14 protein-coding genes and 1 other annotated feature are annotated in these 13,340 nt (G+C 34.9%); all 14 genes read right to left on the bottom strand.

Annotated elements, in window-relative coordinates:
- Positions 1-90 precede the first annotated feature (90 nt).
- A complete protein-coding gene (locus tag C794_RS07945) occupies positions 91-1,002 on the bottom strand; it encodes an RluA family pseudouridine synthase (RefSeq protein WP_017796603.1) in 912 nt (303 codons plus the stop codon).
- Positions 999-1,472, bottom strand: a complete 474-nt coding sequence (lspA, locus tag C794_RS07940) for a signal peptidase II (RefSeq protein WP_017796602.1) — start codon at positions 1,470-1,472, stop codon at positions 999-1,001. Before lspA ends, C794_RS07945 begins: the two co-directional genes overlap by 4 nt.
- Before the next feature lie 433 nt (positions 1,473-1,905).
- Positions 1,906-4,662 (bottom strand): isoleucine--tRNA ligase, encoded by a 2,757-nt coding sequence (gene ileS, locus C794_RS07935; RefSeq protein WP_017796601.1) that lies wholly within the window; start codon positions 4,660-4,662, stop codon positions 1,906-1,908.
- 45 nt (positions 4,663-4,707) lie between these two features.
- Positions 4,708-4,925, bottom strand: a binding site (T-box leader).
- Positions 4,926-4,986: 61 nt separating this feature from the next.
- Positions 4,987-5,490 (bottom strand): DivIVA domain-containing protein, encoded by a 504-nt coding sequence (locus C794_RS07930; RefSeq protein WP_026133759.1) that lies wholly within the window; start codon positions 5,488-5,490, stop codon positions 4,987-4,989.
- A 93-nt stretch (positions 5,491-5,583) separates the two neighbouring features.
- Positions 5,584-6,360: a YlmH family RNA-binding protein gene (locus C794_RS07925; protein WP_017796599.1), complete on the bottom strand. Its 777-nt coding sequence runs from the start codon at positions 6,358-6,360 to the stop codon at positions 5,584-5,586.
- 14 nt (positions 6,361-6,374) lie between these two features.
- Positions 6,375-6,641, bottom strand: coding sequence for a YggT family protein (locus tag C794_RS07920; RefSeq protein ID WP_017796598.1), 267 nt, complete (start codon positions 6,639-6,641; stop codon positions 6,375-6,377).
- Between the two features lie 6 nt (positions 6,642-6,647).
- On the bottom strand, positions 6,648-7,085 hold the full coding sequence (locus C794_RS07915) for a cell division protein SepF (RefSeq protein WP_017796597.1): 438 nt from the start codon (positions 7,083-7,085) through the stop codon (positions 6,648-6,650).
- A gap of 26 nt (positions 7,086-7,111) precedes the next feature.
- Positions 7,112-7,783 carry a YggS family pyridoxal phosphate-dependent enzyme gene (locus tag C794_RS07910; protein ID WP_017796596.1) on the bottom strand — a complete coding sequence of 224 codons (672 nt, stop codon included), beginning with the start codon at positions 7,781-7,783 and terminating at the stop codon, positions 7,112-7,114.
- 20 nt (positions 7,784-7,803) lie between these two features.
- Positions 7,804-8,622, bottom strand: a complete 819-nt coding sequence (pgeF, locus tag C794_RS07905) for a peptidoglycan editing factor PgeF (RefSeq protein ID WP_420872746.1) — start codon at positions 8,620-8,622, stop codon at positions 7,804-7,806.
- A 62-nt stretch (positions 8,623-8,684) separates the two neighbouring features.
- Positions 8,685-8,945 carry a YlmC/YmxH family sporulation protein gene (locus C794_RS07900; protein ID WP_017796594.1) on the bottom strand — a complete coding sequence of 87 codons (261 nt, stop codon included), beginning with the start codon at positions 8,943-8,945 and terminating at the stop codon, positions 8,685-8,687.
- Positions 8,946-9,073: 128 nt separating this feature from the next.
- The gene (gene sigG, locus C794_RS07895) at positions 9,074-9,856 is read right to left on the bottom strand and encodes an RNA polymerase sporulation sigma factor SigG (RefSeq protein WP_017796593.1); all 783 of its coding nucleotides are present in this window, start codon (positions 9,854-9,856) and stop codon (positions 9,074-9,076) included.
- A 123-nt stretch (positions 9,857-9,979) separates the two neighbouring features.
- Entirely contained in the window at positions 9,980-10,699 is a 720-nt protein-coding gene (gene sigE / locus C794_RS07890) for an RNA polymerase sporulation sigma factor SigE (RefSeq protein ID WP_011065876.1), read from the bottom strand.
- A 13-nt stretch (positions 10,700-10,712) separates the two neighbouring features.
- On the bottom strand, positions 10,713-11,633 hold the full coding sequence (spoIIGA, locus tag C794_RS07885; RefSeq protein WP_017796592.1) for a sigma-E processing peptidase SpoIIGA: 921 nt from the start codon (positions 11,631-11,633) through the stop codon (positions 10,713-10,715).
- A gap of 538 nt (positions 11,634-12,171) precedes the next feature.
- Complete coding sequence (gene ftsZ / locus C794_RS07880) at positions 12,172-13,332, bottom strand: cell division protein FtsZ (protein WP_017796591.1); 1,161 nt, start codon at positions 13,330-13,332, stop codon at positions 12,172-12,174.
- Between the last annotated feature and the right edge of the window lie 8 nt (positions 13,333-13,340).

Raw genomic sequence — 13,340 nt, 5'->3', positions numbered from 1 at the left:
TATGCGTTCCCTTTTTAGCCTCTCTGGACTATTTTTTAAAGGTTCTATTCAACTATTCTTCTTGTATTATTCCAAAAGATTCTCGAACTGTCAATACATTTTACGAATAAAGCTGAGCGCATCTGTAAATATTTCTGGTGGGTTTGCGTCAAACTCAAGCCACTCACCTGTTTGTGGATGATAAAAACCAATTTCTTTTGCATGTAATGCTTGACCATCTACATTCATTGTTTTACGTTGACCATATTTTGGGTCTCCTACTAACGGAAAACCGATATACTGCATATGCACACGAATTTGATGGGTTCTTCCAGTTTCTAGCTGACACTCCACAATCGTGTAGTCAGGAAATCGTTCTATTACACGAAAATGTGTAACAGCAGATTTCCCATTATCTACAACTGCCATTTTTTGCCTATCTTTAGGATCACGACCGATTGGAGCATCAATCAAGCCTGTATCATGTCCAATTTCACCGTGAACAATAGCCACATATTTACGCTTCAATTGTTTTTGTTGTAATTGTTCAGATAGTTTTTGATGTGCTATATCATTTTTTGCAACCACTAATAACCCACTTGTATCTTTGTCTATTCGGTGTACAATACCAGGGCGTTCTATACCATTAATCCCAGATAAATCATCACAATGATACAACAAAGCATGTACAAGTGTACCAGATTGATGCCCGGCAGAAGGGTGTACCACCATCCCTTTTGGTTTATTGATAACAATGACATCTGAATCTTCATAAATAACATCTAATGGAATATTTTCCGGTTCTAATATTAATGGTTTCGTTTCAGGTATTTCCCATGTAAGTGTATCACCTTCTACACACTTATAATTTGCTTTTACAGAAACACCATTTACTTCCACTAATCCTTCATCAATCCATCCTTGGATTTGTGAACGTGATTGATCCGTAAGCAATTGCGATAATAGTTTATCTACTCTAGTTTTTCCTTGTTGTTCTGTCACGATGTGTTGACTCTTTGTCATGATTTTGATTTTCCTTTCTGACGCTTTTCTTCCAGAATTGTAGCTATGATAAATATAATTACACCGATGGTTAATGACGAGTCTGCAACATTAAAAATCGGAAAATTATAATCAAAGATGTAAAAGTTTGCAAAATCAACTACTTCTTGTCTAAATATACGATCAATAAAATTACCTATCGCTCCACCTAAGATTACCACAAGCGCAACGGATAATATTCGATCACCTTTCGCATGTGTATGTAACAAATAAATAATCCCAACAATGACTATAGTAGTAATTATATAAAATAAGAGCATTTGTCCTTCTAATATTCCCCAGGCTGCTCCTGTGTTTCGATGTGAAGTTATATAGAAGAAATTATCAATAACAGGTATTGATTCCCCTAACTCCATACGTGAAACTACCAACCATTTCGTTAGCTGGTCAATAATAACGAGCACAATAGCAATTAAATAATACATAATCATTTATTTTATCCCTCGATTCTAATCGAACTCTTTCTATCTTATACCGGTGCTCAAACATTTTCAAGAACAAACGTAGTTCAAAATCATACAAGTTATCAAAAAGCATAGGTAGAATATTGAGAAAAAATCTTTAGGATGAATGATTTCCTTCAACCCCAATAATCACATTAAAGTAAGTGAAGAAAAACATAGGAAATGGATGGAACTGTAGAAAATAATTTTGAGGGAAAAATACAAAGATATTCATCAAGGCAGTGGGCTTTTCTTACTTAACAGAAATACATTGTTTTAATTTTAAAAGGCAGCGATTCCTGGGTAACAGCTGGTGCTGAACAACGTTAACTTAGAAATATTATTGTTTCTCCAAGTTATACATTCGTTCCCACAGAAATCATCTGCCTTAATTTAAATTATATTATATGGTAATACATTTTCATTCAGCATAATGTTTGGTCACTACATCAGCACATCGGTTACATAAAGATGGGTGGTTTTTATTTTCACCTACTGTTTCTGAAGAGACCCAACAGCGTTCACACGTGTCTCCAGGGTGTACCTCAACCAATACATTTACATAGTTACCTTCTTTTGCATCTATTAACTTATCAACAACTACTGCTTCTGAGACAATAAAATATTGATGTAAGTGCTCCATTTGTTCTAATACTTTTTTAGTCTCTTCATCTTTAGCTGCAATAAATATCTTTGCTTCTAATGATTTACCAATAACTTTCTCACTCCGAGATTCTTCTAAAGCTTTTAATACATCATCTCGGATTTTCATAAAGTGATTCCATTTATCCACCGTTTGTCCATTAATTACAACTTGCCGTGCTTCTGGAATATCCGTTAAATGAACACTTTCTGCTTCCGCTCCTGGGATGTATTCCCAAACTTCTTCTGCAGTATGCGGAATAATTGGGGCAATTAGTTTCACTAAACTAGTTAGCACTTCATAATATCCCGTTTGAATACTACGTCTGCGAGGATGGTCTTTCGCTTCAATGTAAAGAATATCCTTCGCAAAATCAAGATAAAATGAACTTAAATCAACGGAACAAAAATGATGAATTTGTTGGAAGACAGGAGCAAATTCATACTGATTATAGTTTTTGTGTGCCTCCGCTAGTACATTCTGCAAACGGTGGATCATATAACGGTCTACTTCTTCCAGGTCCTCTTCTTTTACACGATCAGTTTTAGGATCAAAATCAGCAAGGTTTGCTAATAGGAATCGAAACGTATTTCTGATTTTACGATAGCTTTCCGACGTTTGCTTCAAAATATCATCAGAGATACGAACATCTGCCTGATAATCAACACTAGATACCCATAGTCTTAAAATATCAGAACCTAATTGTTTTTGTACTTTTGATGGTACGATGACATTTCCTAACGACTTACTCATCTTTCTACCATTACCATCTAAAACAAAACCATGGCTGATTACTGTTTTATATGGAGCTTTTCCAGTTACTGCAACTGAGGTAGATAAAGATGAGTTAAACCAGCCACGGTATTGATCACTTCCTTCGAGATATACATTAGCTGGACGTTGATGATCTTCTCTGTTTAGCAAAACACCTTCGTGCGAAGATCCAGAATCGAACCAAACATCCATAATATCTGTTTCTTTCGTAAAATTACCATTTGGACTATGCTCGGAAGTAAACCCTTCTGGTAATAAGTCTTTAGCTTCTTTTTCAAACCAAATATTTGAACCGTGTTCACGGAATAATTCCGAGACGTGATTGATCGTTTCATCTGTAATAATTGGTGTGCCATCTTCTTCGTAAAACACTGGAATAGGGACACCCCAAGCACGTTGTCTAGAGATACACCAATCTTCTCGGTCTCGAACCATGTTATATAATCGCGTTTCGCCCCAATGAGGATACCAATTCACTTGTTTAATTTCCTCCAGAATATCTACTCTAAAATCTTTAATCGAGGCAAACCATTGTGCTGTTGCACGAAAAATAGTCGGTTTTTTCGTTCGCCAGTCATGCGGATAGGAGTGTGTAATAAATTCTAACTTGAGCAAAGCACCGCTTGCATCTAATTTCTCTGTGATTATTTTATTAGCCTCATCATAGAATAAACCTTCAAATCCTGGTGCTTCCTGGGTAAACACACCTTTCTCATCTACCGGGCAGAAAGCATCTATTCTATAGCTACGGGAGACATAAAAGTCATCTTCCCCATGTCCAGGTGCTGTATGAACGCATCCTGTACCAGCGTCTGTTGTAACATGCTCTCCTAACATTACTAGTGATGTTCGATCGTAAAATGGATGTTTTGCTTCTACTCTTTCTGCTTCTTTACCTTTAAAGCTTTGTAACACCTGAGGGTTCTCCCAACCCAGTGATTCTCTTACATCATCAAACAAAGCTTCTGCAATAATATACTTTTCATCTTCTACTTGGACAACGATATATGTTAAATCAGCATGTAGACTGATTCCTAAGTTTGCAGGTAATGTCCACGGTGTCGTAGTCCAAATAATAAATTTCTCTCCACCGGATAATAAAGCTTGCCCATCTTTCACTTCAAAGGCTACATAAATCGATGGTGAGCGCTTATCTTGATACTCAATCTCCGCTTCTGCCAATGCAGACTCAGATGAAGGAGACCAATAGACTGGTTTTAAGCCTTTATAAATATATCCTTTTCTCGCCATATCTCCAAAAACCTTAATTTGTGATGCCTCATAATCTTTTGTCAGTGTGATATAAGGATTATCCCAATCACCTCGAACTCCTAATTGTTTAAATTGTTGGCGTTGATTATCAATTTGTCCAAGTGCATATTCTTCACATAACTTACGAAAAGCAGCTACATCCATTTCTTTACGTTTCACTTTTTTCTTCTTTGTTAATGCCGTCTCAATTGGTAAACCATGTGTATCCCATCCAGGAATATATGGTGCATGATATCCGGTCATTGATTTATATCGAACAATAAAGTCCTTTAACACTTTATTTAACGCATGCCCAATATGGATATCTCCATTAGCATAAGGAGGACCGTCATGTAAAATAAATAAAGGTCGACCTTTTGTACGTTCTAAATTTTTTCCGTACTGATTCGTTTCTTCCCACTGTTTTTGTCGTTCTGGTTCTTTGTTTGGTAGATTTCCACGCATCGGAAATGCAGTTTTTGGCATTAATAATGTCTGTTTGTAATCCATTACAATAAAACCTCCTATTTATAACAAAAAAAGCCTTCTAATCCCAAAAGGGACGAGAAGACTCGCGGTACCACCCTTATAAATCTAATGTTGATACATTACATTCACTTTAAAACCGATAACGGAGATGAACCGTTCATTACTACTTATTTCGTAATGAAAACTCAAGAGTGATCTTCTAAAAGCTTACCATACTGAGCTCACACCATCCTCAATTCGCTGTATCGGTTCTACTTCTATACTGTCTCTTTCATTGCTTTTACCTGTTCATATTTCTATATATTTTATAGAATTATATGTAATTTTCACATAAACGTCAAGTCACTATGATTGTTGTTCTAAAAGCTCTAATTCTTCATCGATCTCTGTATCAAACAACTCTTCCCAATCATCCGTACCCAACATTTCTAATTGCGCTTGTACTAACATACGCATTCGAGTGCGGAATACTTTCGCTTGCTTTTTCAACTCTTCCACATCTAAAGAAATTTTACGCGCTTTGCTAAGTGCCTCATTTACAATACGGTCAGCATTCTTTTCTGCTTCTTTTATAATTAGTTTCGATTCTTTTGAAGCATTTCCTTTTACTTCTTCTGCTGTTTCTTGTGCAACGAGAATAGACTTGTTTAATGTTTCTTCAATATTAGTAAAATGGCCTAAACGCTCACGTAATTGTCTAACTTCCTCTTCTAACTCTTTCTTTTCACGAATAACTAGCTCATAATCTTTAATAATTTGATCTAAAAATTCATTTACATCATCTTCATCATATCCGCGAAATCCTTTTGCAAACTCTTTATTATGAATGTCCAATGGTGATAATGCCACCATCGTCACCTCCTTAAGCGATATAAATACTTAAAAATCCTTATTACACATTAATTCGACAAATAAATAATTATTCCTGCATTAATTATACCATTATTTCAGTGTAGCAATTGTAATTTTCACTTTATCTTTTTTTGATTTTCCTCTTATAGTAGTAAGCCTACTTCTTCCATGACCTCGAATCGAAATCATGTCCTTTTCCTGCAATTGAAATTTATTGTCATCAACTATTTTATAATTTACTTTTACTAATCCTTTTTGGATAAAAGTAGTGGCTTCTTTTCTTGAAATTGGATAAATTTCTTTAATTATCGTATCCAAACGCAGTGAGGACACGGTTCGATCATGCTCAATCCAGCTTTCATTCTTTTTTATCAGTAATTGTAAATCCTGCTGTTCAAAATGAACAGATGATTTTTTAATCGATGTTAGATTCATTTGTACAAATGGAGAAATTTCTGAGGCCGCAATAATTTGTATCTTCCCATCCGAAATGATAATATCACCCAGTTTTTTCCGCTTAATTCCTTGTGATAAAAAAGCTCCCATTACATCTGGATGGTCTATCGTTACAAATTTTGGTTGGAAATTTGCTTCGAGTAGTTCAATTTGAAACATATCCTCTGTTATTCCTTCATATTTTGGAGCTAATAGCATTCTCCTTCTCTCACTATTATTATCACCGCCAAAACTTTTTACCTGAAGCTCCTCATTTTGTTCCCCCATCAACATTATGACTATTTCTTGCTCACGAGGGTCGAGAAAATCCGTTAGCTTCGGAATAAAAGAACGTTCTACTTGTTCTTTCCACGAAAGTACTTGATCAATAAAAGGCTGTTCTTCTTTTCGAAAATGTTGATAAACTTCCATGATAATTCCTTTCTTTAATACATAAACATTCGGAAAAACTCAAAAATTCCTGCACGTGCAAGATTAAGTACTATAATAGCTACGATTGGAGATAAATCAATCATACCTAGTGGTGGGATGAACTTACGAAATATTTCTAAATAAGGTTCACAAATTTTTGTAAGCAGTTCTCCAAATGAGGATTCTCTTGCTCCTGGAAACCAAGACATCATAATATAAACAAATAGAGCAAAGCTATATATTGTGATACCCATACTAATAAGATTTAAAATTTGCATCATACGCTGTTACCATCCTTTATCATATTCTTCCTGTTCGTACAACATCTCAGAGATTGTACCTGATACCTCTACATTATCTGGTGTGCATAAAAATGTTTCTGCTCCTAATTTCTGGATATCACCATTGACAGCATATACAGTACCACTTAAGAAATCAACAATTCGTTTTGCTTGTTGATGATCTACCCTTTGCAGATTAATAATTACCGCACGGCGATTAACAATATTGTCCGCAATTTCTTGTGCTTCATTGTAATTACGTGGTTCAATTAACACTACTCGAGAGTTACTATGCTGCACGCTAGATAAATTAACTACATTTTTTGTGCTCGCTTTAGAATCTTTCTGTTTTGGTTCTTGAGTCTTATCATCATCATCATCAACATATTCATACTCATATTCTTCACCCATGAAGTAATCTTTTAATTTATTTTTAAAGCTCATCTCCCTCACCTCTCTTGTTAAAAATTCTATCCAACGAGTTTTGACCCAATACGTACATGTGTGGCTCCTTCTTCAATCGCAATGTGATAATCATTACTCATTCCCATTGAAAGCCATTTACAAGGTGCGTGTGGTAAACTTTTTTTTGTTACATCATCACGGAGATTTTTCAATTTTTTAAATACAGGTCTCACATTTTCTGGATCATCCACATGTGGTGCCATTGTCATTAGACCAACTACTTTAATATTTTCGTATATCGATAACTGCTCGATAAATGTAATTACTTCTTCTGGAGAAATGCCATGTTTCGACTCTTCCCCACTCACATTTACTTGAATAAAACAGTTAACTGGATGAGCAGCTCGTTTATTTATTTCTTTAGCCAATGATAATCGATCCAAAGAATGTATAAAATCTACTTGATTAATGATATCCTTAACTTTACGTGATTGTAGAGATCCAATGAAATGCCACTGGACTTGATTTTGAATTTCATTATATTTTTCTAAAAAACCTTCGTTTCGATTTTCACCGAGATTGTTAATTCCTGCATTGATTGCTTCCTTGGTTCGTTCAATTGTAACATATTTTGTCACAGCAATAAGATGAATATCTTCAGGATCACGGTTTACATTTTCACAAGCTTGTCTAATGTTCTCTTCTATATTAGATAAATTCGTTGCTACATCTACCATTTTGTCGTTCTCCACCCTTTTTACACATTATATCCTATAAATCCCAGCATTCTACCTGTTTTCCCTTTATCGCGACGATGAGAGAAAAATAGCGTTTCGTCTCGATATGTACAATATTTGGTTACTTCTATATTATGACGAAAAATACCAGATTGTAAAAGAATTTCTCTATTTAACTCCTTTAAATCTAATAAAAATTGATTATCGGATACTTGTTTCGTACATATTTGCATTTCCGTTTCAGTTAAATGCTCAATAACATTTAGATCCACTTGGTAATTCTCCACTGAAATCGATGGTCCAATAATTACTTTAATATTTTTCTTATCAGATCCTAGGTTTACAAATGGCTGTACCATTTCAGTTGCAATTCTCCCTACTGTACCTTTCCAACCTGCATGCGCAATTCCAACAAATTTCGTCACCGGATCAAAAAAATACAATGGAACACAATCAGCATATAGTGATACAGCTAAGGCATTTACATTAGCAGGGATAATTAATCCATCTACCCCAGATAATGATGTTTTATTTGTATTACTTCCACAACCAACATCTTTTGGCTGGATAAGTGCCACCTTCGTATCATGTACTTGTTCACCAGCTACCCAATTAGATAAATTTACTTGCAATTGGTTACTCAGTACTTTTCTATTTTGTAGTACATTACTCTCGTCATCATTTACATGAAATCCCATATTTAAAGAACTGTATTCATCTATACTTGTACCACCATTTTTCGTAGTAAAGCCTACCAATAGTCCAGGATATTCTCTTTCCCACTCTTCCACATGAAAATAACTCGCTTCTTTTTGTATAAATATATCTTTCACTCTCATATCCCCCCGGAAAATACTATTTCATCTTGTCATAATGGTATCATATTTATGAAATATTTTCCTTATGCACTACCATAGATACCAGGTCCGTAAATCTCTTTTACTAAAATTACTTCCTCACCAATCCGAACGATCTTTTCCCAAGCAATCAAAAGTTCATCTGCTTTTGCAAACATTCCTTGTTTTTTTTCTTTGCCTTCTACAATGATCGCAAGAATCCTCCCATTATTCCCGTCTATTTCTAAATCAATTATATGACCTAACCTACTCCCATCATCTACTGCTATAATTTCTTTCATCTGTAGTTCCGATAATTTAACCATAGCTATCATCCTTTCTTTATACAATATATGCAAGCAAGCCTAATTTTTTCGTAAAATAAGTTTTCAATACAAAAAAACCTGACCTATCTACCGCGGTCAGGTTTTCTAACTGTAACATCGCCTATTTCTTATTCGAACATTTGCTTATTCATTTGACTTATTGCTGCTTTTTCTAAGCGAGATACTTGAGCTTGTGAGATACCAATTTCATCTGCTACTTCCATCTGAGTTTTTCCTTGAAAGAAACGTTTGTTTAATATCATTTTTTCACGCTCATTGAGTTGATGCATACCTTCTTTCAAAGATAGTTTATCTACCCAGCTTGAGTCTTTATCTTTTTCATCACTAATTTGGTCCATAACAAAGATTGGATCTCCTCCATCATTGTAAATTGGTTCAAAAAGTGAAACGGGGTCTTGTATAGCATCTAAAGCAAATACAACATCTGTTTGAGGTATATCCATTTCCTTCGCAATATCTGCCGGAGATGGTTCTTTTGAAGTTTTACTAATTAATTTTTCACGAACTTGCAATGCTTTATATGCAATATCTCGTAAAGAACGTGACACTCGAATTGGATTATTATCACGAAGATAACGTCTTATTTCACCAATAATCATTGGAACAGCATACGTGGAAAAACGCACATTGTGTGATAAATCAAAGTTATCAATAGATTTCATTAGGCCAATACAACCTACTTGGAACAAATCATCTACATATTCACCACGATTATTAAATCGTTGTATAACACTCAACACGAGACGTAGATTACCATTTACTAATTCCTCTCGTGCAGTAAGGTCTCCTTCTTCTTGCATTCGAACAAATAGTTTCTTCATTTCGTCGTTCTTAAGTACGGGTAGCTTTGATGTATCAACCCCACATATTTCTACTTTATGTCTTGTCATTATAGTCAACCCTCCCAGTCGATGATGCTGTTCATGGACAGTATCTCCCCTGGAAGGATTTTTTATGCAACCGACAAATGGACCCCCTATTATAAAAAATGGAAAAATCCTTATTACATCAAGCTATACCATTTTATTAAATTCTTTTTTTAATCGACGAATTATTTTTTTCTCTAAACGAGATATATAAGACTGAGAAATTCCTAACATATCAGCTACATCTTTTTGTGTTTTTTCTTCTTCGCCTATGAGTCCAAAGCGCAATTCCATTATTTGTTTTTCTCGTGCATTGAGCTTTTCTAATGCGGATTTTAATAAAGTTTTATCTACGGTCGATTCCAAATTTTTCGTGATTATATCCTCTTCTGTACCCATTACGTCTGATAATAGTAACTCATTTCCATCCCAGTCAATATTTAATGGTTCATCAAATGAAACTTCAGATTTCAGCTTATTGTTTCGACGTAAATACATTAATATTTCGTTTTCTATACAACGTGATGCATACGTAGCTAGTTTAATTTTTTTCTCGGGGTTAAATGTATTCACTGCTTTTATTAATCCAATCGTACCAATACTGATTAAATCCTCAATATTTATGCCGGTATTTTCGAATTTTCTTGCAATGTAAACGACTAATCGTAAGTTTCGCTCGATTAACATCGCCCTAGCTGCCTTGTCTCCTTTAGGCAAACGAATTAACAGTTCTTGTTCCTCCTGTTTGGAAAGAGGCGGTGGTAGTGCTTCACTTCCTCCAATATAATAAATTTCAGTTGACTTTAAACCTAATTTCATTAACAGCTGATACCAACGCAATTTTAGTTTAACTTTCCAAACGCGCACAACCTTCACTCCTTTATGCTGAATGTATAATTGACTGTTTCATAATTTGTGGATGTAATAAACAGTGATAGCTATTATCTCGCACTAAATTTCCAAATTGAATTCCTATGATCACATTTGTAGCAAGTAATTGCTGATCATTATAATTAACTATCACTCTTTCTGGTCGAATACCAATCATCATTGAACTTCCACCATCTACACCTTGATAGGGAATAATTTGTATCTTATCCTGCCAACGTTTTGGAATTTCATCCATTTCTAAGTTATTTTTTGCATTTTCCAGTTGAAACCATTCATTTTCTGTGAACCATTCACTTAAAAACGTTCGATCACAAATAATAACTGGTCTTTTTGTCAACGGATCAATCAATTGGTTTCCACTATCAATGTAACCGGTCGTTTGTCGTATTTTTTGATTTAGAGTTAACGAGACTTCACACATTTGATCATACTTAATTTGTTCCCCAGCATGCTCGTCCATACGTCTCTTTGTGAAGTACCAGATAATTGGAAATCCAATAAAAATAAATAACCAGCTAATTGGGTCTCCAAATCCTTTATTGAATGTGATCATACCATTTGCTGTCATAGAAACAGGACTTGACAGCATAAAATGTATAGCTGTTAATCCTCCACCAATAGCAAATGATACAAAATAAAACAATAAACATAATTTCAATGTCTGATATGTACCTTTCCATCCGAAGGCACTAAATATAATCAATACGGAATAAAGGAGCTTCCCACTAGCTCCATTAATAAAAGACTCTGGATAAAAAATGGTTATCGGTACAATGAAAGATGCAATTAATGCCCCAAATAAAAGCCTCAACATATTCACAGAATCTCTTGCAAGTAGTTTTACTAACATAAGTAACATAAGATCAATCAAAAAATTCAGCATCCAGACAGCATCGAGGTAAATAGTCAATAACTCTCTTCCTTCCCTGATGCAAATGGTAGTGTGTGAAAAACATAGATTAGTAATGAAATGGAATTAATGAAAAGTATAGATGACGAGCTAAGCAAAGTCTGTCATTTCTTGTATGCATAAATAAGCTAATTTACACTTTTTATACCTAATCCTGTCAATGGGAACACAAGCTATATAAGTAAAATTTGGAGTATGTTCTATAAATACTATAATTAAATTCACGAATTCTTATAAAGAATATGTCGAAGGTTCGTTTTATTATATTAATAGGTGGTGAGAAAATCGTATTCAATTAATAAGATATTTCGTTTGAAATCCGAACGTTCGCTGTTTTGATTTTCATTACAAACGGATGCTTTTTACAAGACAAGGTTTTTAGCTAACTTAAAAAGAAGAACATTTTTTCAGGTAAATACAAACCTGAGAAGGAACCGTCATCTTTCATTCCAATAAAACCCACGTTTTTGCTGTAATACGAACAAAAAAATTCCAGCTATCTAATAGCTGGAATTTTTATATTTAGCTTATTTACATCCTATCGATTTCTATTACGATTTCTTAAGAATGTTGGAATGTCCAATTCTTCCTCATCCTGACGTGGACGAGATTGAGTTTGCGGCTGCTGCGGGTGTTGTTGTGATTCTCTAGTACTTGCAGCTTCATTCATATCTTTAGTAGCAGTTTGTTGTGACTGACCAATGTTTGTTCGTTGCTGTTTTTGTCTTGTATCAACTTTTTTAGCATTTTCATCAAAACCAGTAGCAATAACAGTGACAACAATTTCGTCGTTTAAGTTTTCATTGATTACTGAACCAAAGATAACATTTACTTCTTGGTCAGCAGCAGAAGTTACTAGATCAGCAGCTTCTTGAACTTCATATAAGCTTAAGTTTGTTCCACCTGTTATATTCATAAGAATTCCATGCGCACCATCAATAGATGTTTCTAATAGCGGGGAAGAAATAGCTTTTTTCGCTGCTTCTGTTGCTCTTGTTTCTCCTGTAGCAATACCAATTCCCATTAGAGCAGAACCTTTATCAAACATAATTGTTTTCACGTCAGCAAAGTCAACATTAATAAGTCCTGGTTTTGCAATTAAATCAGAAATACCTTGTACACCTTGGCGTAGTACATTATCTGCTTCACGGAAAGCTTCGAGCATTGGTGTGTTCTTATCAACAATTTCAAGTAAACGATCGTTAGGAATAACGATTAGTGTATCTACAGCTCCTTTTAACGTATCAATACCAGAGACTGCTTGTGTAGAACGCCTTCTTCCTTCAAAGCTAAACGGACGAGTAACGACGCCAACTGTTAATGCACCTATGTCTTTAGCTACTTGTGCAATGACAGGGGCAGCACCCGTTCCAGTTCCACCACCCATTCCGGCAGTAACAAATACCATATCCGCACCTTTTAGTACTTCTTCCAACTGTTCTTTACTTTCTTCCGCAGCTTTTTTTCCTACTTCTGGATTTGCTCCAGCACCCAATCCTCTTGTTAGCTTACCTCCAATTTGAATTTTGGATTCAGCTTTTGACAAGTTTAATGCTTGTGCATCTGTATTTACAGCAATAAATTCAACGCCTTCAACACCATGCTCAATCATTCGGTTTACGGCGTTATTTCCGCCTCCACCTACTCCAATTACTTTAATCGTTGCAAGTTCTTCCATATTTGTATCAAAATCCAACATAGTACGTT

This window comes from Oceanobacillus kimchii X50, assembly GCF_000340475.1.
Taxonomy (GTDB): Bacteria; Bacillota; Bacilli; order Bacillales; family Amphibacillaceae; genus Oceanobacillus; species Oceanobacillus kimchii.
This window is presented reverse-complemented; position numbering and strand designations above follow the sequence as displayed.

Coding starts and splice junctions, on each gene's coding strand:
- C794_RS07945 (WP_017796603.1), bottom strand. CDS start 1,002: ATGACAAAGAGTCAACACATCGTGACAGAACAACAAGGAAAAACTAGA.
- lspA (WP_017796602.1), bottom strand. CDS start 1,472: ATGATTATGTATTATTTAATTGCTATTGTGCTCGTTATTATTGACCAG.
- ileS (WP_017796601.1), bottom strand. CDS start 4,662: ATGGATTACAAACAGACATTATTAATGCCAAAAACTGCATTTCCGATG.
- C794_RS07925 (WP_017796599.1), bottom strand. CDS start 6,360: ATGGAAGTTTATCAACATTTTCGAAAAGAAGAACAGCCTTTTATTGAT.
- C794_RS07920 (WP_017796598.1), bottom strand. CDS start 6,641: ATGATGCAAATTTTAAATCTTATTAGTATGGGTATCACAATATATAGC.
- C794_RS07915 (WP_017796597.1), bottom strand. CDS start 7,085: ATGAGCTTTAAAAATAAATTAAAAGATTACTTCATGGGTGAAGAATAT.
- C794_RS07910 (WP_017796596.1), bottom strand. CDS start 7,783: ATGGTAGATGTAGCAACGAATTTATCTAATATAGAAGAGAACATTAGA.
- pgeF (WP_420872746.1), bottom strand. CDS start 8,622: ATGAGAGTGAAAGATATATTTATACAAAAAGAAGCGAGTTATTTTCAT.
- C794_RS07900 (WP_017796594.1), bottom strand. CDS start 8,945: ATGGTTAAATTATCGGAACTACAGATGAAAGAAATTATAGCAGTAGAT.
- sigG (WP_017796593.1), bottom strand. CDS start 9,856: ATGACAAGACATAAAGTAGAAATATGTGGGGTTGATACATCAAAGCTA.
- ftsZ (WP_017796591.1), bottom strand. CDS start 13,332: ATGTTGGATTTTGATACAAATATGGAAGAACTTGCAACGATTAAAGTA.